The following is a 22,004-nucleotide window of genomic DNA, read 5'->3' as shown; positions in this document are numbered from 1 at the left end:
TCCTAGAAAAAGGCCAGGGTCAGGTTGACGCTGACGCCGTTGCCCTCGGGGCGGTTCTTGGTGTCGAACTCGGGGATCCAGCGCGCGCTGATGTTGGCCTGGGCGTCGGCGAACTTGCCGCTCCAGCCCAGGGTCGGCCCGGCGCCCACGGAGCGCCCGCGATAGCCGTTGAGTTTGTCTGCGGTGGGGCCCTGGTCGTCGCTGATCTGCTGGATGTAACCGACCACCAGCCCGGCGTTCCAGCCGCTGCCGAAGCCGTGGGTCCACAAGCCGTCGAGGCGCAGGATGTCGCCGTTGCGGTAGTCGGCGGCGTCGTTGCGGGTGTAGAACTCCAGGGCGCCCATCAGGCTGAATTCGCCGCCCTTGCCGTCCAGGTGGGTGAAGGCGAGGGTCGGCATGAAGGTGTAGTTGTTCTGCCCGGAGTTGGCCAGGCGGTTGTCGTTGTAGGCCCCGGTGGGCACGTAGATCGGCAGCGACAGGGCGATATGGTCACGCTCGTTGATGTGGTAGCCGGCGGCGATCGGCGTGAGCAGCAGGTCGGCGAACTGGGTGCCGCTGTCCTGGGTGCCCACCGTGCGCCCGCGGGGGCCGGTGAGGCTGGCCTGGATGTCGGTGTACTGCACCGGCACGCCGATGGCCGAGGCGTAGTTCCAGCGGCCCTTGCCGGTGTCCCAGACCCGGGTGAAGTTGGCCATGGTGTAGGACACCTTCATTTTCAGCCCCGAGCTGAGATCGCCGATGATCGGCACCTGGCCGCTGCCCTTGAGCTCGCCGTCGTAGTAGATGCTGGTCAGGGACATCACCCAGCCTGGTTCCGGGGGGATGATCCCGGCATTGGAGTAGATCTGCTGGCCGGTGATGGGCCGGCCGACCCCGCCTTCGGCGGCATGCAGCAAGGGGCTGGCGGCCAGCAGGCAAAGGGCCAGGGATGAACGCAGGGGCGAAGGGCTGGGCATGACGGGCTCCGCTTATTGTTGTTCAGGGGCGACCGGCGTCAGCAGCGGCATTTTCCACTGGCCGTTGCTGACGTCGGGTTTGGGCAGGTAGATCCGCAGCACCCCGTAGAAGGAGCCGTCGGGGGCCGGCAGGCTCAGTACCTGGGGTTCGGCCCGCAGGTCGAGCCAGGCGAAGGAGTAGGGGGTGTCCGAGTGGGGGGTGACGAAGGCCGTGTCCGTGGGGCTGAAGACCTGGGCGGTACCGCCGATGCGGTTGAAGGGGGCCTTGAAGTTGGGCCCCTCCTGATCCACGGCCTGGGTGTAGAGGGTCTTGTACATCTCCACCACCGGAAAGCCGTAGAGGTAGGCCAGCTTGGCGATACCCCGGGCCTGCTCCGCAGTTGCGCTGAAGGCGCCCTGGGACGGGCCGCTGAGGGCCAGCGTCAAGACCCCTAGCAAGCTGGGCATCACCGCCTTGATGATCATCGTTCGAATCCTTGCGCCAAAGTCAGGGGGGCAGGCGTTACTGCACCAGGGTGATGTCATCGAGTTTCCAGCGTTTGTCGAAGTAGGCCTCGGTGGGGGCATAGAGCCGGAAGTAGCTGAACCAGTGCTTGCCCGGCAGGGTCTGCACCCAGTTGCTTTCCAGGCCCTTGGGGGCGCTGGGGCCGAAATACAGGTCCAGGGAGCCGTCGGGGTTTTTCTTCAGGTCCTGGCGCGAGGACAGATCGGCCTTGCGCTGCGGATTGTCGATCAGGCAGCGACTGGCGCTGTCGTAGACGGTCAGCGACCAGAACTGCCTGGCCGGCGGCTTGCTGCCCAGGTGCAGGCGATAGTGCTTGCCGCCGTCCAGCCACTGGCCGTTGTGGTCGGTGTAGGCGCCGAGGTAGGTCTGGCCCAGGCCCGGGGTCTCGGACACCATGCCCTTGGTGTTGGTGACCGCTTCGTAGAACCAGGCGCTGCGTTCCCACAACTGGTCGTAATAGGCCACGCGCTGGGACGGGTCGGCGATGTTCAGCACCTTGTCCCATTGCCGGTCCGGCCAGTACTGGGCATCGGCGAAGCGTTTGGCGAAGGTGTTGGCCTGGGCGATCAGCTCACCCATGCGCGCGCCCTGTTCCAGGGCCTGGCGCTGGTGTTCGTTGGGGTTGAAGGGCTTGTCCTTCTCGATGCCAAGGCTGGCGAGCATGGCCATGTAGAAGCGGTCGCGTTCGTTGACCGGCTCCTGCTGGATGATCTGGTGCAGGCGCTGCCAGTAGGCCATGCCCCGCGGCTGGGTGCCGGACCAGGGCCTGCCACCGGGGGATCGCAGGCGGGTCACCGGCGGCGCCGCGCGTTGGGCATAGGGGTACATCTTGAATTGCTGCACCAGCGCCTTGCCCTTGGCCGGGTCCGGGTCGAGCACGCGAAAGCCCACCAGCACGTTCATGGTCTGCGACTTGGCCAGGTAGTACTGGTCGGCGTCGGATGGTTCCGGATGGCCTGGCGGCAGCACCAGGTACTTGCCGCCCTTGCCCTGGTCGGGGCCGGTCTGGCCCATGTCGGTGATCGCCCGTTGCCAGAAGTCGCCGACCCCGCCAGCGGTGGGGCCGGGGGGCAGCTCGACGACCATCGGCCCGGTCTGGTTGAGGTCGACAAAACCCAGGATGTAGGGCGTGATGGCGTTGGCGGTGATCACCCCAAGCTTGTCTTCGTAGCTTTCCAGCACCATCAGGTCGCCATTGTCGGCGTGCAGCTTGTCGCGAAATTCCGCCTGCCACTGGGCGTAGGACACCAGCGGCAGGGCCCACAGGTAGCTTTGCGTGGCCTGTTGGAAGTCCAGTTCGGCAAACAGCCCGGCAATGGCGGCACGAGCCGGCAGTTCGCCATCCATCTTGATCGCCGCCAGGCGGCTGTTCAGCGGCTCGGGCTGGGCGCCGACCCCGCAACTGGCGGCCAGGAGCAACAGGCTGAAACCGGCAGTGCGCAGTAGTGGCTGCATGGCGCGTCCTTATTTTCCAAAAGTGACATTGAGCCCGGCGAACAGCGTGAACTGGGGCATGCCGTCGCCTTTGCGCTCCACGGTCCACTGCGGCTCGACGAAGGCGTTGAGAATGTTGTCACCGGCTTTCCAGGCCTTGCCCACCCCCAGGCCGATGGGGATGTAGTGGGTGTTGTTCTTCAGGTCGAAGGTCCAGGTGCCGGTGGAGCGCAGGTACCAGCCCCGGGGCAGGTTGTGGATGATGAAGGGCTGCAGGGTGGCGCTTTCGACATGGGCGCGGTCATGGTCGCCGGCGAATGAACTCTGGTACTGCACCAGGGCCCCCAGCAGGCCCCGGGGCGAGGCATCGATGGCCACCGCGGCCAGCCCGGCCTGCCATTTGCCGGTGCCCAGTTCGTCCTGTTCGGCGGTGGGCGCGGTAATCTGCGGGCCGATACCCAATTGCACGCCGTCGGTCTTGAGCAGGAAGATATCGAACAGGTTGAGGTCGCCGATGCCGGTGCTGTAGCCGTGGTGCGGATCGGGGGGGTACTGACCGGCAGGGTGGCACGCAGCAGCTGGGGGACGCCGATGAAATCCGAGGGGGCGATGGGCAGGGTGCCCCGCAGCAGGGTGTCGTTGGTGTGGGCATTGCTGTCGTACAGGCGCGGGGTGTAGTAATCCTGCAGGTTGAGGCCGGGAGCAAGGTTCAGCGGGTTGTTGCTTTTGTTGGCGGTTTCGGCATTGTCGGCCAGGGCCGGCAGCGATGAGGTCAGGGCGACTACGGCCCAGACGGCGGGCGCAAAAAATGCTCTGGACATGCAGGTTCAATCCTTTTGCGAACGATCACCGAGCGGCACTTCTTGAGCCGTGGGTCAACTGATAGTGTTTCTCTCTAATACCCGTAGGAATTGTCTGATGACGCTAGCAGCTAACCTTCGCTTAGCCAGTCGAAAGGATTAATTCGTTGGTTTTTGTGCACAGGATCACTGCCGGGCTGTGGACAGGCAATGCGTGGCGAGCGGTCCTTTGAAGGTGGGTGCCAACGAATCTCACCTAAAGTGCTTTGTGATGATTTCAATGTGATTTGTGTGGTTATAGTGATTGGTTATCAAGTTATAAAAAAATCATTAAAAAACAATGTGTTATTTGTTTTTTATGAAGTTGTTTGTAGGTTTGTGCAGTTCCCTTCTCAATAAAATCAGCAAGGATCAAGCAGAATGCCCGTGGTCGAACGCACGACTTTCCTGGCCGGATACAGCCCGCAGCAGGTGCTGGATTTCTGCCTCGAAGGCGCCAACTTTCCAAAGATCTTCCCCGAGCGTGTCACGCCCTTGGGTGGCCTTGATATCAATGACTTGCGCATCAGTGTCGGGCGCCAGTTCAGCTTCCTGCACTGGATGTTCGGTGTCATACCGGCGAAATGGACGGTGGTTATACGTGAGGTCGGCGACCGGCATTTTGTCGACGAGATGCTCAAGGGGCCGCTGCGGGCCTTTCGCCATGAGCACCGGGTCGAGGCCGCCGAAGGGGGCACCCTGTACACCGACCGGGTGACCTACAGGGCTATCGGTGGTGCACCTTTGGAGTGGTTGATGGTCAACGCCTACATGGCACGGATTTTCGATGCCCGGCACCGCAACATGCTGCGGTTGCTCAGTTGATTGCCGTGCCTTGCCCTGTTTCCCAATGCCAAGGAGCATGCCCATGAGCAAGAAGATACTGGTGGTCCTAACCAGCGTGGCCAAATACCCCAACCTGGCCCGCGCCACTGGCCTGTGGCTGGGTGAGGCGGTGCATTTCGTGAAAAGGGTCGAAGCCGCGGGCTTCGAGGTGGATTACGTCAGCCCCAAGGGTGGCTACGTGCCCATCGACCCCCACAGCCTGGCCATGGCCGACGACACCGATTGGCAGTGGTACCAGGACAGCGCCTTCATGAGCCGCCTGGGAGCGACCCTCAAGCCTTCCCAGGTCAGGGCCGGGGACTATGTGGCGGTCTATTACGCCGGTGGCCACGGCGTGGTCTGGGATTTTCCCGATAACCCGGAACTGCAGGCCCTGAGCCGGGAGATCTATGAGCAGGGGGGCTATGTCAGTTCGGTATGCCATGGCGCGGTGGGCTTGCTCAACATCAAGCTGGGCGACGGTAGTCTGCTGATCGCCGGCAAGCAGGTCACCGGTTTCTCCAATGAAGAGGAGAAACTCGCCGAACTGGACCAGTACGTGCCGTATCTGACGGAAACCGAGCTGGTCAAGCGCGGCGCCCTTTACCAGAAGGCCGCTGCACCCTGGGCGCCGTTCACGGTGGAGGATCAGCGCGTGATCACCGGGCAGAACCCGGCGTCCGGCGGCCCGGTGGCCGATCTGCTCCTGGCGCACCTCAACAAATAACCGTAGGAGCCGGCTTGCCGGCGAAAAGGCCGTTAAGGCGTGCGCAAGGCTCGAAATCGCTTTCGCTGGCAAGCCAGCTCCTACACCGAAACACCCAAATTCACCCCTGTAGGAACCGGCTTGCCGGCGAAGGGGCCGTCAAGGCGTGCGCAAGGCTTGAAATCGCTTTCGCTGGCAAGCCAGCTCCTACACCGAAACACTCAAATTCACCCCTGTAGGAGCCGGCTTACCGGCGAAGGGGCCGTCAAGGCATGCGCAAGGCCCGAAATCGCTTTCGCTGGCAAGCCAGCTCCTACACCGAAACACCCAAATTCACCCCTGTAGGAGCCGGCTTGCCGGCGAAGAGGCCGTCAAGGCGTGCGCAAGGCTTGAAATCGCTTTCGCTGGCAAGCCAGCTCCTACAACCGGTAATGCCGGTGTCGGGGCGGGTTGTTGGACAATTTGCCCGTAGGGCATAGGTGCCTGGGCCGTTTCATGCTTAACTTCGGCCTCTCAGGAATTTCTCATTGCTGTTCCATCATCACTGTTCAATAAGGACTCCGTTCATGGCTCAAGTCACTCTCAAAGGCAACCCGGTGCAGGTTAATGGCCAACTGCCGCAAGTCGGTTCCAAAGCCCCTGCGTTCACCCTGGTGGGCGCAGGCCTGGCCGATGTTTCCCTGAGCAGCCTCGCCGGCAAGCGCAAGGTGCTGAACATTTTCCCAAGCGTCGACACCCCGACCTGCGCCACCTCGGTGCGCAAGTTCAACGCCCAGGCCAACGAGCTGGCCAACACCGTGGTGCTGTGCATCTCTGCCGACCTGCCATTCGCCCAGGCGCGCTTCTGCGGTGCCGAAGGCCTGGAAAACGTACAGAACCTGTCGACCCTGCGCGGCCGCGAGTTCATCGAAAACTACGGCGTGGCCATCGCCGACGGCCCGCTGGCCGGCCTGACCGCCCGCGCCGTGGTGGTGCTGGATGAAAACGACACCGTGCTGCACAGCGAGCTGGTCAAGGAAATCGCCGAAGAGCCGAACTACGACGCGGCCCTGGCCGTGCTCAAGTAACAGGTTTTACAATTATTAACGGCCTGGCTCTGTCCAGGCCGTTTTTATTTGTGCTTCAGTGGCTTAGCGCCGCTCCTTGAAACGTCAGTCAAAGGTAAATTGCCGGTAAAGGCGCTTTGCTAAAACCGCTCTAGTGCTTATCTTTCAGCCTTCTCAAAGAAGCCTCCCACGCGCCCAATGGTTGATCACTCCATGCAATCCTCTGCTTCCCGCAACTCCCGTCGCTGGCTGTTCGGCCTGTTTGTCCTGCTGCTGGTGGCCGGCCTGTGCTGGAAATTCTGGCCGGCCGGCAGTGCCCACAAGGAAGGCGCGCAACAGAAACCCGTGGCTGGGCATACCGGGCGTAGCGGCAGCTTGCGCCCCGGCTTCGGCGGTGCCAGCGGGCCGATCCCGGTGCGCGTGGCGCCAGTGACCCAGGGCGATTTCGCGGTGTACTACAAGGCCCTGGGCACGGTGACCGCGTTGAACACCATCAATGTGCGCAGCCGGGTGGCGGGGGAACTGGTCAAGGTCAACTTCGAGGAAGGGCAGATGGTCAAGGCTGGCGACCTGCTGGCGCAGATCGATCCGCGTCCGTACCAGAATGCCTTGCTCCAGGCCGAAGGCACCTTGCTGCAGAACCAGGCCCAGTTGAAGAACGCCCAGGTCGACCTTGAGCGTTACCGCGGGTTGTATGCCCAGGACAGCATCGCCAAACAGACCCTGGACACCGCCGCGGCGCTGGTGGGGCAGTACCAGGGGACGGTCAAGACCAACCAGGCGGCGGTCAACGACGCCAAGCTCAACCTGGAATTCACCAACATCCGCGCGCCGATCGCCGGCCGCCTGGGCCTGCGCCAGCTGGACGTGGGCAACCTGGTGGCGGCCAACGACACCACCGCGCTGGTGATCATCACCCAGACCCAGCCCATCAGCGTGGCCTTCACCCTGCCGGAAAACAGCCTGGAAACCGTACTCGCCCGCTACCACAGTGGCGCCAAGCTGGCGGTGGAAGCCTGGGACCGGGGCGATGTGAAGCTGCAGGCAACAGGCGTGCTGCAGAGCTTGGACAACCAGATCGACACCACCACCGGCACCCTGAAGTTCAAGGCGCGCTTCGATAACCGCGACCAGGGCCTGTTCCCCAACCAGTTCGTCAATGTGCGGCTGCTGGCCGATACCCTGAAGAACGTGGTGCTGGCGCCCTCGGCGGCGATCCAGTTCGGCACTAATGGCACCTTCGTCTACGCCCTGGATGGCGACAACAAGGTGAAGATCCGCCAGCTCAAAGTGGGTGCCAGCAACGGCGACTCGACGGTGATCCAGGACGGCCTCAAGGCCGGCGACCGGGTGGTGATGGAAGGCACCGACCGCCTCAAGGACGGCAGCGAGGTGGAAGTGGTCAACGACAGCATCGAGGTGCCCACCACCCCCACCGAACACCTGCAGGGCCAGCCCGCCGGGGCTCCGGCCGCAGACGGCAAGCCGGTTGATGGCAAGGCGCAAAAGGTCGGCGCATGAATTTCTCGCGGCTGTTCATCCTCCGTCCGGTAGCCACCACCCTGAGCATGCTGGCCATTGTCCTGGCCGGCCTGATCGCCTATCGCCTGCTGCCGGTGTCGGCCTTGCCCCAGGTGGACTATCCGACCATCCGGGTCATGACCCTGTACCCCGGGGCCAGCCCGGACGTGATGACCAGCGCGGTTACCGCGCCCCTGGAACGCCAGTTCGGGCAGATGCCCGGCCTGACCCAGATGGCCTCCACCAGTTCCGGCGGGGCCTCGGTACTGACCCTGCGCTTTAGCCTCGATATCAATATGGACGTGGCCGAGCAGCAGGTGCAGGCAGCGATCAACGCCGCCACCAACCTGTTGCCCAAGGACCTGCCGGCGCCGCCGGTGTACAACAAGGTCAACCCGGCGGACACCCCGGTGCTGACCCTGGCCATTACCTCCAAGACCATGCTGCTGCCCAAGCTCAATGACCTGGTGGATACGCGCATGGCGCAGAAGATCGCCCAGATCAGCGGCGTGGGCATGGTCAGCATTGCCGGCGGCCAGCGCCAGGCGGTGCGGATCAAGGTCAACCCCGAGGCCCTGGCGGCCAACGGCCTGAACCTGGCGGATGTGCGCACCCTGATCGGCGCCTCCAACGTCAACCAGCCCAAGGGCAACTTCGACGGCCCGACCCGGGTCTCGATGCTCGACGCCAACGACCAGCTGACCTCGCCCAAGGACTACGCCGAGCTGATCCTGGCCTATAAAAATGGCGCGCCACTGCGCCTGAAGGATGTGGCCGAGATCGTCGACGGCGCCGAGAACGAGCGCCTGGCGGCCTGGGCCAACGAAAACCAGGCGGTGCTGCTGAACATCCAGCGCCAGCCCGGGGCCAACGTGATCGAGGTGGTGGACCGGATCAAGGCACTGCTGCCGAGCATCACCGACAACCTGCCGGCGGGCCTGGACGTCACCGTGCTCACCGACCGTACCCAGACCATCCGTGCCTCGGTCAAGGATGTGCAGCACGAGTTGCTGATCGCCATCGCGCTGGTGGTGATGGTGACCTTCCTGTTCCTGCGCCGGGCCAGTGCCACCCTCATTCCTTCGATTGCCGTGCCGCTGTCGCTGATCGGCACCTTCGGTGTGATGTACCTGGCCGGTTTCTCGGTGAACAACCTGACCCTGATGGCCTTGACCATCGCCACCGGCTTTGTGGTGGACGATGCCATCGTCATGCTGGAGAACATCGCGCGCTTCATCGAGGAGGGCGACAGCCCGATGCAGGCCGCACTCAAGGGCGCCAGGCAGATCGGCTTCACCCTGATCTCCCTGACCCTGTCGCTGATCGCGGTGCTGATCCCGCTGCTGTTCATGGCGGATGTGGTGGGGCGGCTGTTCCGCGAGTTCGCCATCACCCTGGCGGTGGCGATCCTGATCTCCCTGGTGGTGTCCCTGACCCTGACCCCGATGATGTGCGCGCGCCTGCTCAAGCGTGAACCCAAGCCTGAAGAGCAGGGGCGCTTCTACCGCGCCAGCGGGGCCTGGATCGACTGGCTGATCGAAAGCTACGGGCGCAAGTTGCAGTGGGTGCTCAAGCACCAGTTCCTGACCCTGATGGTGGCCATCGGCACCCTGGGCCTGACCGTGTTCCTTTATATGGTGGTGCCCAAGGGTTTCTTCCCGGTGCAGGACACCGGGGTCATCCAGGGCATTTCCGAGGCGCCGCAGTCGGTGTCCTTCGCCGCCATGAGCCAGCGCCAGCAGGACCTGGCCAAGATCATCCTGCAGGATCCGGCCGTGCAAAGCCTGTCCTCCTACATCGGGGTGGACGGCGACAACGCCACCCTCAACAGCGGCCGCCTGCTGATCAACCTCAAGCCCCACAGCGAGCGCGACCTGAGCGCAGCCCAGGTGATCGCGCGGATCCAGCCCGAGGTGGACAAGCTGCTGGGCATCCGCCTGTTCATGCAACCGGTACAGGACCTGACCATCGAAGACCGGGTCAGCCGCACCCAGTACCAGTTCAGCCTGTCGTCGCCGGATGCCGAGCTGCTGAGCCTGTGGAGCAATCGCCTGGTGCAGGCCCTGGCCCAGCGCCCGGAGCTCACCGACGTGGCCAGCGACCTGCAGGACAAGGGCCTGCAGGTGTTCCTGGTGATCGACCGTGACGCCGCATCCCGGGTCGGGGTTTCGGTGTCCAACATCACCGACGCCCTGTACGACGCCTTTGGCCAGCGCCAGATCTCCACCATCTACACCCAGGCCAGCCAGTACCGGGTGGTGCTCCAGGCCCAGGCCGGCGAGCGCATCGGGCCCCAGGCCCTGGAGCAGATCCACGTCAAGACCACCGACGGCGGCCAAGTGCGGCTGTCGAGCCTGGCCCATGTCGAGGAGCGCCAGGCGCAACTGGCCATCGCCCATATCGGCCAATTCCCGGCGGTAATGATGTCCTTCAACCTGGCTCCGGGCGTGGCCCTGGGCAAGGCGGTGGACGTGATCGAGCAGGTGCAGCAGGAAATCGGCATGCCGGTGGGCGTGCAGACCCGCTTCCAGGGCGCGGCGGAAGCCTTCCAGGCCTCGCTGTCGAGCACCTTGCTGCTGATCCTGGCGGCGGTGGTGACCATGTACATCGTGCTCGGCGTGCTCTATGAGAGCTACATTCACCCGATCACCATCCTCTCCACCTTGCCCTCGGCGGCGGTGGGGGCCTTGCTGGCGCTGATCCTCAGCGGCAACGACCTGGGCATGATCGCCATCATCGGCATCATCCTGCTGATCGGCATCGTCAAGAAGAACGCGATCATGATGATCGACTTCGCCCTCGACGCCGAACGCCACCAGGGCATGGCCCCGGAACAGGCCATCTACCAGGCGGCGCTCCTGCGTTTCCGGCCGATCCTGATGACCACCCTGGCGGCGCTGTTCGGCGCCGTGCCACTGATGCTGGCCACCGGTTCCGGCGCCGAGCTGCGCCAGCCCCTGGGCCTGGTGATGGTCGGCGGCCTGCTGGTGAGCCAGGTACTGACCCTGTTCACCACGCCCGTGATCTACCTGTACTTCGACCGCCTGGGCCGGCGCTTCGGCAAGCGTGAAGACGCCCAAGAGGTGGAGGCATGAAGGGCCGCAGCCTGCCTCAAGCCTGGAGCGTGTCGGCATGAACCTCTCCGGCCCCTTCATCAAGCGCCCGGTGGCGACCATGCTGTTGTCGCTGGCGATCATGCTGCTGGGCGGCGTCAGCTTCGGCCTGCTGCCGGTGGCGCCGCTGCCGCAGATGGACTTCCCGGTGATCGTGGTCCAGGCCAGCCTGCCCGGGGCCAGCCCCGAGGTCATGGCCTCCACCGTGGCCACGCCCCTGGAGCGCTCGTTCGGCGCCATCGCCGGGGTCAACACCATGAGCAGCCGTTCCAGCCAGGGCTCGACCCGGGTGATCCTGCAGTTCGACCTGGACCGCGACATCAACGGCGCGGCGCGGGAGGTGCAGGCGGCCATCAACGCCTCGCGCAACCTGCTGCCCAGCGGCATGCGCAGCATGCCTACCTACAAGAAGGTCAACCCGTCCCAGGCGCCGATCATGGTCCTGTCGCTGACCTCCGATGTGCTGGAGAAGGGCCAGCTCTACGACCTGGCCTCGACCATCCTGTCCCAGAGCCTGTCCCAGGTGCAGGGCGTGGGCGAAGTGCAGGTCGGCGGCAGCTCCTTGCCAGCGGTGCGCATCGAACTGGAGCCGCAACTGCTCAACCAGTACGGCGTGGCCCTGGACGACGTGCGCAATGCCATCGCCAACGCCAACCAGCGCCGGCCCAAGGGCTCGGTGGAGGATGACCAGCGGCTGTGGCAGATCCAGGCCAACGACCAGTTGGAAAAGGCCCGTGACTACGAGCCGCTGATCATCCACTACAACAACGGCGCGGCCCTGCGCCTGAAGGACGTGGCCAAGGTCAGCGATGGCGTGGAAGACCGCTACAACAGCGGTTTCTTCAACGATGACGCGGCGGTGCTGCTGGTGATCAACCGCCAGGCCGGGGCCAACATCATCGAGACGGTGAACGAGATCAAGGCCCAGTTGCCGGCGTTGCAGGCGGTGCTGCCGGCCAGCGTCAAGCTCAACCTGGCCATGGACCGCTCGCCGGTGATCAAGGCCACCCTGCACGAGGCCGAGATGACCCTGCTGATCGCCGTGGCCCTGGTGATCCTGGTGGTGTACCTGTTCCTGGGCAACTTCCGCGCCTCGCTGATCCCGACCCTGGCGGTACCGGTATCCCTGGTGGGCACTTTTGCCATCATGTATCTCTACGGTTTTTCCCTGAACAACCTGTCGCTGATGGCGCTGATCCTTGCCACTGGGCTGGTGGTGGACGATGCCATCGTGGTGCTGGAGAACATTTCCCGGCACATCGACGAAGGCATTGCGCCAATGAAGGCGGCGTACCTGGGGGCCAAGGAGGTGGGCTTCACCCTGCTGTCGATGAACGTGTCGCTGGTGGCGGTGTTCCTGTCGATCCTGTTCATGGGGGGGATCATCGAGAGCCTGTTCCGCGAGTTCTCCATCACCCTGGCGGCGGCCATCGTGGTGTCGCTGGTGGTGTCCCTCACCCTGACCCCGATGCTTTGCGCGCGCTGGCTCAAGCCCCACACCCCGGGCCAGGAGAACCGCCTGCAGCGCTGGAGCCGGCGCAGCAACGACTGGATGATGGGCAAGTACGCCACCAGCCTGGACTGGGTGCTGCGCCACAGGCGCCTGACCCTGCTCAGCCTGCTGCTGACCATTGGCGTCAACGTGGCCCTGTACGTGGTGGTGCCCAAGACCTTCATGCCCCAGCAGGACACCGGCCAGTTGATCGGTTTTGTCCGCGGCGACGACGGTCTGTCCTTCAGCGTGATGCAGCCGAAGATGGAAATCTTCCGCCGCGCCGTGCTCAAGGATGCGGCAGTGGAGAGCGTGGCCGGCTTCATCGGTGGCAACAACGGCACCAACAACGCCTTCATGCTGGTGCGCCTGAAGCCGATCAAGGAACGCGATATTTCGGCGCAGAAGGTCATCGAGCGCCTGCGCAAGGAAATGCCCAAGGTGCCCGGTGCGCAACTGATGCTGATGGCCGACCAGGACTTGCAGTTCGGCGGCGGTCGCGAGCAGACCACCTCGCAGTATTCCTACATCCTGCAAAGCGGCGACCTGGGCGAGTTGCGCCAGTGGTACCCGAAAGTGGTGACGGCGCTGCGCGCCTTGCCCGAGATCACCGCCATCGACGCCCGGGAAGGCCGTGGCGCCCAGCAGGTGACCCTGGTGGTGGACCGCGACCAGGCCAAGCGCCTGGGGGTGGACATGGACATGGTCACCGCGGTGCTCAACAACGCCTACAGCCAGCGGCAGATCTCCACCATCTACGACAGCCTCAACCAGTACCAGGTGGTGATGGAGGTCAATCCCAAGTACGCCCAGGACCCCATCACCCTGAACCAGGTGCAGGTGATCACCAGCGCCGGCGCGCGGATTCCGCTGTCGGCCATCGCCCACTATGAAAACAGCCTGGAAGACGACCGGGTCAGCCATGAAGGGCAATTCGCCTCGGAAAGCATTTCCTTCGACATGGCCGAGGGCGTGACGGTGGAGCAGGGCACTGCCGCCATCGAACGGGCGATCGCCAAGCTGGGCATGCCCGAAGACGTGATCGTCAAGATGGCCGGCACCGCCGATGCCTTCGCCGCCACCCAGAAGAGCCAGCCGTTCATGATCCTCGGCGCGCTGCTGGCGGTCTACCTGGTGCTCGGGGTGCTCTATGAAAGCTACATTCACCCGCTGACCATCCTCTCCACCTTGCCCTCGGCCGGGGTTGGCGCCTTGCTCTCGATCTACGTGCTGGGCGGTGAGTTCAGCCTGATCTCGCTGTTGGGGCTGTTCCTGCTGATTGGCGTGGTGAAGAAGAACGCGATCCTGATGATCGACCTGGCGCTGCAACTGGAGCGTCACCAGGGCCTGGACCCGTTGCAGTCGATCCGCAGCGCCTGCCTGCAACGCCTGCGGCCGATCCTCATGACCACCCTGGCGGCGATCCTCGGCGCCTTGCCGTTGCTGCTGGGCGGTGCCGAAGGCTCGGAAATGCGCCAGCCCCTGGGCCTGACCATCATTGGCGGCCTGGTCTTCAGCCAGGTCCTGACCCTCTACACCACCCCGGTGGTCTACCTCTATCTCGATCGCCTGCGCCACAAGTTCAACCACTGGCGTGGGGTCCGTACCGATGCTGCTCTGGAAACGCCGCTATGACCGACCATTCGTCCCGTCCCGTAACCTTGCTGTCCGCCCAGCGCCTGGCCATGGCCCGGGGCTCGCGGGCCTTGAGCCTGGGCCTGTGCGTGCTGCTGCTCAGCGCCTGCGCCATCGGTCCCGACTACCAGCGCCCGCAGGTGGCCGAGCCGGTGCAGTACAAGGAAGCCGAAGGCTGGCGCCAGGCCAACCCCAGCGACGCCCTGGCCCGTGGCGCCTGGTGGGAGCTGTACGGCGATGCCCAGCTCAATGGCCTGATCGACAAGCTCAACAGTTCCAACCAGAGCGTGGCCCAGGCCGAGGCGCAGTTCCGTCAGGCCCGGGCCCTGGTGCGCAGCTCCCGGGGGGCGTTCTTTCCCAGTGTCGACCTGAGCGCCGGCAAGACCCGCGCCAGCCAGGGCACCGGCAGCAGCAGTTCGGCCCTGAGCAGCTCCAGCAGTGGTATCCGCGACACCTACAACACCCAGTTGGGGGTGAGCTGGGAAGCGGACGTGTGGGGCAAGCTGCGCCGTGACCTGGAGGCCAACGAGGCCAGCGCCGAGGCCAGCTTCGCCGACCTGGCGGCCATGCGCCTGAGCCAGCAGTCCGAGCTGGCGCAGAACTACCTGCAACTGCGGGTGATCGATGAGCAGAAGCGCCTACTGGAGGCCACGGTGGCGGCTTATCAGCGCTCCCTGACCATGACCCAGAACCAGTACCAGGCCGGGGTCTCCGGCAAGGACGCGGTGGCCCAGGCCCAGACCCAGCTCAAAAGCACCCAGGCCGACCTGATCGACCTGATCTGGCAGCGGGCGCAGTTCGAGAACGCCATTGCCGTGCTGATCGGCGTGCCCCCGGCCGAGTTCAACCTGGCCGAGAGCAAGACCATCCCCGTGCTGCCCCAAGTGCCATTGAGCGTGCCCTCGCAACTGCTGGAGCGGCGCCCGGACATCGCCTCGGCTGAGCGTTCGGTGATTGCCGCCAACGCCAAGATCGGCGTGGCCAAGGCCGCCTATTACCCGGACCTGACCCTGAGCCTGGCCGGCGGCTACAGCAGCAGCACCTACGCCGACTGGATCAGCCTGCCGAACCGCTTCTGGTCGGTAGGGCCGAAACTGGCCATGACCCTGTTCGACGGCGGCCAGCGTTCGGCGGAAGTGGACCGCACCGAGGCGGTGTACGACCAGACCGTGGCCAAGTACCGGCAGACCGTGCTCGACGGTTTCCGCGAGGTGGAGAACTACATGGTCCAGCTCAAGGTCTTGGAGGACGAGGCGGGGGTGCGCCAGCAGGCCCTGGATTCGGCCCGCGAGGCCCTGCGCCTGACCGAGAACCAGTACAAGGCCGGGCTGATCGCCTACCTGGATGTGGTCACCAGCCAGACCACTGCCCTGAGCAACGAGCGCAGCGTGCTCAGCCTGTTGCAGAGCCGCCTGATCGCCAGCGTGCAGTTGATCGCCGCCATGGGCGGTGGCTGGGATGGGCAGCTGCAGGCCAGCGAGCAGAAATAGGCCCGTGAACGCCTTGCAGCAGGCTGGCTGCAAGGCCTGCTCGAAGGCCGCAAGCGGGGTGTATCTGGCGTGATTTGCAACGCCCCGGGACTTCCCGCAAAGCCCATGCCCACAGGGCTTGTAGGGGTATGAGGCAGCCGAAAACGGCGTTCTGTCCGACTAATGGCTTTTTGCTAACTTTGTAGATGCGTTCTTCCGCGCAATCAGTACAATCTGCGGTTTTGCCCGCCGCGCAGGGATGTCGGCACAACGGCCAAGAGACGTCTCATGCTCATCGGTAGCTACTCCTCCGCACTGGTCCTGATCTCCATCTTCGTGGCGATCCTCGCTTCCTATACCGCCCTCGACCTGACCGGGCGCATTGCCACCACCACCGGCCGTGCCGCTTATCTATGGATGATGGGCGGAGCCCTGGCCATGGGCGTCGGTGTGTGGTCCATGCACTTCATCGGCATGCTGGCCTTCAGCCTGCCCATCGACCTGGGCTACGACATCCAGCTCACTGCCTTGTCGCTGCTGATCTCGATCCTGTCCTGCGGCTTTGCCCTGTGGCTGGTGAGCCAGCCGCGGCTGCCGATGTGGCAGTTGCTGTTCGGCGCGCTGATCATGGGCTCGGGCATCAGTGGCATGCACTACACCGGCATGGCGGCCATGCGCATGCAGCCTGGCATCGACTACGACCCGAGCCTGTTCGGCGCCTCGCTGCTGATTGCCTTCGGCGCGTCGCTGGCGGCGCTGTGGATTGCCTTTCGCCTGCGTCAGAACACCCCTTACGTGCGCCTGGCCCGAACCGGCGCGGCGATTGTCATGGGCTTTGCCATCGTCGGCATGCATTACACCGGCATGGCCGCGGCGCGTTTCGCCGATGGCAGTTTCTGCGGCGCCCTGGGCAACGGTCTGAGCGGCAAGGGCCTGGACAACCTGGTGCTGATCACCACCCTGGCGGTGCTGATCATCGCCTTGCTGACCTCGGTGCTGGATGCGCGGCTGGAAGCCCGCACCGCGGTGCTGGCGCAATCGTTGACCGAAGCCAACAAGGAACTGACCCAACTGGCGCTGCACGACACCCTGACCGGGCTGCCGAACCGCATTCTGCTGGCCGACCGCATTGACCAGGCGATGCACCGGGTCACTGCCCATGGTGGCTGTTTTGCGCTGATGTTCATCGATCTGGACGGTTTCAAGCCGGTCAACGACGCCTTTGGCCACCACATGGGCGACCAGTTGCTGCGCGAAGTGGCCCAGCGCCTGCGCGAGGATTTACGCAGCGAAGACACCCTGGCGCGGATCGGTGGCGATGAGTTCGTGCTGCTGGTGCAACTGGCCGAGCCGGACGATGCCCTGCGCCTGGCGGCACGCCAGGTGGGGCTGGTATCGCGCTCGTTCCGGGTGGCCGAGCATGACCTGCAGATTTCCGCCAGCATCGGCATTGCGGTGTACCCCGGCAATGGCCTGAGTGCACAGGAACTGCTGATGAACGCCGATGCAGCGATGTACCACGCCAAGGGCACCGGCAAGAATGGCTACAGTTTTTTCGATGCCTCGATGAACAGCAACGCCCGGCGCCAGTTGCAATTGCTGCAGGATTTGCGCAATGCCCTGGAGCATCATCAGTTTCGCCTGCATTACCAGCCCAAGTTCGACGCCGCCAATGGCCTGCCGGTGGGGGCCGAGGCGCTGCTGCGCTGGGAGCATCCCCAGCATGGCCTGTTGCTGCCGGACAAGTTCATCGAACTGGCGGAGAAGACCGGGCTGATCATTGCCATCGGCGAGTGGGTGCTCAACGAGGCCTGCCGGCAGATGCGCGAGTGGTACGTCCAGGGCTACACCGACTGGCGCATCGCGGTAAACCTCTCGGCCCTGCAGTTCTGCCATACCGGGCTGGTCAAGAGCGTGGCCAATGCCCTGGAGCGCTACCACCTGCCGGCCAACAACCTGACCCTGGAAATCACCGAAACCACGGCGATGAACGACGCCGATGTCAGCATGCTGGTCCTGCAACAGCTGGCGGACATGGGGGTGGACCTGTCCATCGACGATTTCGGCACCGGCTATTCCAGCCTGATGTACCTCAAGCGCCTGCCGGCCAACGAACTGAAGATCGACCGCGGCTTCGTCCGCGACCTGGAGCACGACAGCGACGACGCCGCCATCGTCTCGGCCATTGTCGCCCTGGGCCAGGCCCTGGGCCTGCGGATCGTCGCCGAGGGCGTGGAAACCGGAGTGCAGCAGACCTTCCTCACCCAGCTGGGCTGTGATTCCCTGCAAGGCTATTTCCTTGGCCATCCTCTGCCGCCTGAAGGTTTCATGCAGGGCATCCACCGGGGCGAAGAAAAAGCCTGAGCCTGGCGCCTGGCCGGTAGCGGTCGCGATCGGGCGGCAGTTCGCAGGGATATTGCCGCTGTCGGGCCCCCAGCCGGCTTGCACCGTCGGCACGCGGTGCTGTCGTGCATTCCTATTGGCCAGAAGGGGCACATGTGCGCAGTTTTCATCGCTGCCCGCGCGGTGTTTAATGGCTCGCGTTGAAATGTTCAGTGAGGGAGTCGGCAGCATGGATAAAGTCATCGTCATCACCGGTGGCGGACGGGGTATAGGCGCCGCCACGGCAGTGTTGGCCGCGCAGCAGGGATTCAAGGTGTGCATCAACTACCAGGCCGACGAACAGTCCGCCCTGCAGGTGCTGGAGCAGGTTCGGGCCCTGGGTGTGCAGGCCATCGCGGTGCGTGCCGACGTCAGCATCGAGGATGAAGTGATCGGCCTGTTCCACCGGGTCGACAGCGAACTGGGGCGGGTCACGGCCCTGGTCAACAACGCCGGGACCGTGGGCCACAAGTCGCGGCTGGATGAAATGTCCGAATTTCGCATCCAGAAGATCATGAAGACCAATGTCATGGGGCCGATCCTCTGCGCCAAGCACGCCGTGCTGCGCATGTCGCCGCGCCATGGCGGGCAGGGCGGCAGCATCGTCAACGTCTCCTCGGTGGCGGCGCGCCTGGGTTCGCCGGGGGAATACGTCGACTACGCCGCCTCCAAAGGCGCCCTGGACACCTTCACCATCGGCCTGTCCAAGGAAGTGGCGGGCGAGGGCATCCGCGTCAACGCGGTGCGCCCGGGCTATATCTACACCGACTTTCATGCCCTGAGCGGCGATGCCGACCGGGTCAGCAAGCTGGAGTCGGCAATCCCCATGGGCCGCGGCGGGCGTCCTGATGAAGTGGCCGAGGCGATTGTCTGGCTGCTGTCGGACAAGGCTTCCTATGCCACCGGCACCTTCGTCGACCTGGGCGGCGGGCGCTGAGCCCCCGCAAGTCTGCGGCCTAACCCGTAGGAGCCGGCTTGCCGGCGAAGGGGCCCTCAAGCCTTGCGCCGCGCTTGCGGACGCCTTCGCTGGCGAGCCAGCTCCTGCGGTTTCCCTCCGTTCTTGTGGCCTAATCCGTAGGAGCCGGCTTGCCGGCGAAGGGGCCCTTGAGTCTTGCGCCGCGCTTGCGGACGCCTTCGCTGGCAAGCCAGCTCCTACGGTTTCCTCAGCGGGCGCGGCGGCGGCCGGGGCCGATCAGCAGGGCCAGCAACAGCCCCAGCACGCTGATGCCAAAGCTCATCAACTGTGGCATCAGGAACCCCAGGGTTTCCCCCGGGCGGTTGCAGCTGTAGCCATATCCATCGCCTTGCTCATGGGCCCAGACGCCCGGTATGGCGCTCACGTCCACGGGCGCCGAAGGTGCGGGTTCCTCGTTGGAGATCCCCAGGTTCGAATGGCTCGCGCTGCGCCTTTCCAGCTGTTCGATGGCCTGCAACTGGGCGTCGTTACAGCGGTTCTGCGCCCAATTGCCGACCACCACCAGGACGGACAGCAGAAGCAGCAGCGGCACTGGGTAATAACGCCGGGTCCGCAGCAGGGGCGCCACCACCAGCCCGGCCAGGAAACCCGCCAGCAGCAGATTGACCCCGAACCACGGGACGCCTTCCCAGCTCGGCGGTATCAGATGCACCATCAGCGGGGGCAGCACAACGCGGGAGAACAGCAGGCACAGGGCGGCCGCGAGCAGGGTGATCAGCAGGGTCTTGATCCAGGATTTCATGGGCAATGCATAACCTTTAAGAAGAGGCGGTAAACGGGGGCTATCAGTGCTGCGCCAGCTATTGGGGCATTGGCGGCGGGGTAAAGCGCCGGGCGTATTCGAGCATCTCCCGGGGGAAGACCATGTGCTTGACCGCGCTGTCGTCCAGGCCGTAGAGGTACGCCACTGCCGCTGCTTCAAAGGCCCAGTAGCCGAAGTAGGAACCCTCGTCGCCGTCCAGGTGGCTGTCGTGCCATGGGGCCTGTTCGAACGCTTCATACCACTGGTCGCAGTACTCCACCAGCAGTTCCCGGGGTTCATCCGGATCTTCGGTGTAGATGGCCCGGATCAGGGGCGTGGAGACGTCGTGGAACCACTGATCAACGTCTTCACGATCCGGCAGGTAGGCCTTGAGCAGGTCCTCGATCAGGGTGTCCTGGCCGCTAAAGCCGGCACGGTCCTGCAGCAGCACCAGGCGCGGTAGCAGGTCGCTGCGTTGCAGCAGGATGCACAGGCTGATGACCTGGACATATTCCTCGTACTCGTCGGGGTAGTCTTGGATGTTCAGCGGCGCGATATCCGGCCGTTCTTCATAAACCCCCATCTTGTGCTGGTAGTCCTCGTAGCCTTCGATCACCCCATCCAGCTCCCGGGCCAGTTGCTCCATGGGTGCACCGCCGGTGTAGCCCAGGATCAGGTGGTGCAGGCGCGCGCTGCGCACATTGGAGGCCTTGAGGGAGGCTTCCTGCTCGGGGCTGTCGGCCATCATCGAATGGGTCTGCCAATGGGCCTCTTCGCCGGCCAGGCTTTCGAGGAAGTCGTGGTACTGCTTGTGGCTGAGAAACACTTGTCTGCGGTTCATGTCGGTGCCTTGGCTCAGTAGACGGGAATCAGGGTGAAGGGCGCCTGGCGCTGCGAGGTTTCCAGCAGCAGGGTCGCCAGGTCGACTTCGGCGGGCTCCAGGTCGAGCTGCTCCAGCTCTTCTTCCAACTGCTGTGCATCCGCGGGCAGGGCAACGATTGGCCGGCGCAGGTAGGGGCGCGGGTCTTCGCCGTAGTAGACCTGCACCGGGCCTTCGGGGATGCCTTCCAGGCGGGCAAAACCTTCCTGGTCGAGGCTGCCCTCGGCTTGCGAGCCGTCACTGAACACCGCTCGGTAAGCGGCGCCGGACACCGGTTCCAGGTTCGGGTAGTGCAGGTTCAGTTCCAGCCAGTGGCCCTCACCGGTGAGGTGTTCCAGGCCCTGGTTGGCGTCCCGGGTGATGCGCGCGGCATCGCGGGTTTCAGGCTGCGCAGCGCGGTTGATGGTTGGCGTGCCGGCTTCCAGGGAGGACTGCGGCTTGGGCGCCAGGGCCGGGCCGCGGCTGTGGGCGGCGGCCGAGTTGTTGCGCTGTTCGGCGATCCACGGGGCGATGCGCTCTTGCACCGTCACCATGAGGAACTCGGTGTGTTCGCAGGCTTCGTTGAGGTTGTGCAGCACCAGGCGCTGCTGCTGGGACGTGAGGCCGTTGAAGGTGCTGGAGGCGCTCACGCCGCGGATGATCTCGGGCAGTTCTTCGGCCAGGCGCAATGGGTCCAGGCACTTTTCCAGCAGCTGTTCGGGGCTGGTCTTCAGGCGGCAGGCCAGCAGGGTGTGGCGGATCAGGTCGAAGAGCTTTTCGGCGTGGCGCTGGGGGGCGCGATTGATCAGGCGCAGGAGGATCTTCAGGCCTTGCCCGGGGCCGGGAATCCAGCCGATCAGGGCCAGGGCCAGGTCGAAGAAGGCGTCTTCCTCGTCCTTGGGGTTGTTAATGGCGTCCAGCTCGAAGATCGCCTGGATGCAGTCGTAGGCGTTGAGTTCCTGGGTCAGCAGTGGCAGGCGGCCGCGTTCGATGGCCTTGATCAGTTCGGCCTTGGCCTCTGGGTAGTCGTCGTAATACAGGTCTTCGACCATGACGTGTTCCTTTCCCTGGAAAATTGGAGCGCGGATGCTGAATGAGTTGAGGGGGTGGAGCAAGGTGCCTTGGCGGTTTTTTTATGTTGGGAGGTGTGCATTGTTGTGGTGATGGGGCGTTTGGTTTTGTGTGGGGGGGTGAGGGGGGGATATCCGTTGCTGCGGGTGGGGCGGCTGGCGGTTTCGACCTTACGGCGAGTCACCTTGCGGCCGGCCTGAAGAAGGATCGGTGTGTAGCGCTCCCCCCGTGTAGGAGCTGGCTTGCCAGCGAAGGTGTCAGCCCAAGCGCTGCAGGTCTTGCGGGCCTCTTCGCCGGCAAGCCGGCTCCTACAGCGAGAAGCGGTGGCTGGTACACCGTAGGAGCTGGCTTGCCAGCGAAGGCGTCAGCCCAGGCGATGCAGGTCTTGCGGGCCTCTTCGCCGGCAAGCCGGCTCCTACACATGGGGGCTGGT

At 64.4% G+C, this 22,004-nt stretch carries 15 protein-coding genes and 1 pseudogene; 9 read left to right on the top strand and 7 right to left on the bottom strand.

Features of this window, described 5'->3' with window-relative positions:
* Positions 1-2: 2 nt before the first annotated feature.
* The 4 genes and pseudogenes from KCG88_RS06325 to KCG88_RS06310 all read right to left on the bottom strand — a co-directional run bounded on the left by KCG88_RS06325 (position 3) and on the right by KCG88_RS06310 (position 3,716).
* Positions 3-956 carry a transporter gene (locus tag KCG88_RS06325; RefSeq protein ID WP_210711990.1) on the bottom strand — a complete coding sequence of 318 codons (954 nt, stop codon included), beginning with the start codon at positions 954-956 and terminating at the stop codon, positions 3-5.
* A 12-nt stretch (positions 957-968) separates the two neighbouring features.
* A complete protein-coding gene (locus tag KCG88_RS06320) occupies positions 969-1,403 on the bottom strand; it encodes a DUF1254 domain-containing protein (RefSeq protein WP_282598194.1) in 435 nt (144 codons plus the stop codon).
* Between the two features lie 55 nt (positions 1,404-1,458).
* Positions 1,459-2,916: a DUF1254 domain-containing protein gene (locus KCG88_RS06315; RefSeq protein WP_210711989.1), complete on the bottom strand. Its 1,458-nt coding sequence runs from the start codon at positions 2,914-2,916 to the stop codon at positions 1,459-1,461.
* 9 nt (positions 2,917-2,925) lie between these two features.
* Positions 2,926-3,716 (bottom strand): annotated as a pseudogene (locus tag KCG88_RS06310) (hypothetical protein).
* Positions 3,717-4,115: 399 nt separating this feature from the next.
* Between KCG88_RS06310 and KCG88_RS06305 the strand changes: the two are divergent.
* From KCG88_RS06305 to KCG88_RS06265, 9 genes are all read left to right on the top strand, one after another.
* Positions 4,116-4,559 (top strand): polyketide cyclase, encoded by a 444-nt coding sequence (locus KCG88_RS06305; RefSeq protein ID WP_011061146.1) that lies wholly within the window; start codon positions 4,116-4,118, stop codon positions 4,557-4,559.
* Positions 4,560-4,602: 43 nt separating this feature from the next.
* Positions 4,603-5,286, top strand: a complete 684-nt coding sequence (locus KCG88_RS06300; protein ID WP_210711988.1) for a type 1 glutamine amidotransferase domain-containing protein — start codon at positions 4,603-4,605, stop codon at positions 5,284-5,286.
* A gap of 545 nt (positions 5,287-5,831) precedes the next feature.
* Positions 5,832-6,332, top strand: a complete 501-nt coding sequence (tpx, locus tag KCG88_RS06295; protein WP_016963124.1) for a thiol peroxidase — start codon at positions 5,832-5,834, stop codon at positions 6,330-6,332.
* A gap of 177 nt (positions 6,333-6,509) precedes the next feature.
* Entirely contained in the window at positions 6,510-7,832 is a 1,323-nt protein-coding gene (locus KCG88_RS06290; RefSeq protein WP_047336707.1) for an MdtA/MuxA family multidrug efflux RND transporter periplasmic adaptor subunit, read from the top strand.
* The gene (locus KCG88_RS06285) at positions 7,829-10,927 is read left to right on the top strand and encodes an MdtB/MuxB family multidrug efflux RND transporter permease subunit (RefSeq protein ID WP_210711987.1); all 3,099 of its coding nucleotides are present in this window, start codon (positions 7,829-7,831) and stop codon (positions 10,925-10,927) included. The genes KCG88_RS06290 and KCG88_RS06285 overlap by 4 nt, the downstream gene beginning before the upstream one ends.
* 37 nt (positions 10,928-10,964) lie before the next feature.
* Positions 10,965-14,072 carry an efflux RND transporter permease subunit gene (locus KCG88_RS06280; RefSeq protein ID WP_047336709.1) on the top strand — a complete coding sequence of 1,036 codons (3,108 nt, stop codon included), beginning with the start codon at positions 10,965-10,967 and terminating at the stop codon, positions 14,070-14,072.
* Complete coding sequence (locus KCG88_RS06275) at positions 14,069-15,562, top strand: efflux transporter outer membrane subunit (RefSeq protein ID WP_282598190.1); 1,494 nt, start codon at positions 14,069-14,071, stop codon at positions 15,560-15,562. Before KCG88_RS06280 ends, KCG88_RS06275 begins: the two co-directional genes overlap by 4 nt.
* 267 nt (positions 15,563-15,829) lie before the next feature.
* Positions 15,830-17,905 carry an EAL domain-containing protein gene (locus tag KCG88_RS06270; RefSeq protein ID WP_047286366.1) on the top strand — a complete coding sequence of 692 codons (2,076 nt, stop codon included), beginning with the start codon at positions 15,830-15,832 and terminating at the stop codon, positions 17,903-17,905.
* A 208-nt stretch (positions 17,906-18,113) separates the two neighbouring features.
* Positions 18,114-18,860 carry an SDR family oxidoreductase gene (locus KCG88_RS06265; protein WP_047286367.1) on the top strand — a complete coding sequence of 249 codons (747 nt, stop codon included), beginning with the start codon at positions 18,114-18,116 and terminating at the stop codon, positions 18,858-18,860.
* A 226-nt stretch (positions 18,861-19,086) separates the two neighbouring features.
* On the opposite strand, the gene KCG88_RS06260 is transcribed toward KCG88_RS06265, so the two are convergent.
* Genes KCG88_RS06260 through KCG88_RS06250 form a run of 3 tightly spaced genes read right to left on the bottom strand, consistent with a single transcriptional unit; the run spans position 19,087 to position 21,552 of the window.
* The gene (locus KCG88_RS06260; protein WP_210711986.1) at positions 19,087-19,641 is read right to left on the bottom strand and encodes a hypothetical protein; all 555 of its coding nucleotides are present in this window, start codon (positions 19,639-19,641) and stop codon (positions 19,087-19,089) included.
* Between the two features lie 58 nt (positions 19,642-19,699).
* The gene (locus KCG88_RS06255) at positions 19,700-20,482 is read right to left on the bottom strand and encodes a PoNe immunity protein domain-containing protein (protein ID WP_047286369.1); all 783 of its coding nucleotides are present in this window, start codon (positions 20,480-20,482) and stop codon (positions 19,700-19,702) included.
* A 14-nt stretch (positions 20,483-20,496) separates the two neighbouring features.
* Positions 20,497-21,552, bottom strand: coding sequence for a hypothetical protein (locus tag KCG88_RS06250; protein WP_210711985.1), 1,056 nt, complete (start codon positions 21,550-21,552; stop codon positions 20,497-20,499).
* Positions 21,553-22,004: the final 452 nt, after the last annotated feature.

The sequence above is a fragment of the Pseudomonas sp. MWU349 genome, from assembly GCF_017947325.1.
Taxonomy (GTDB): Bacteria; Pseudomonadota; Gammaproteobacteria; order Pseudomonadales; family Pseudomonadaceae; genus Aquipseudomonas; species Aquipseudomonas protegens.
The sequence above is the reverse complement of the archived record's forward strand: the minus strand, read 5'-3'. Positions and strand labels throughout refer to the sequence as shown.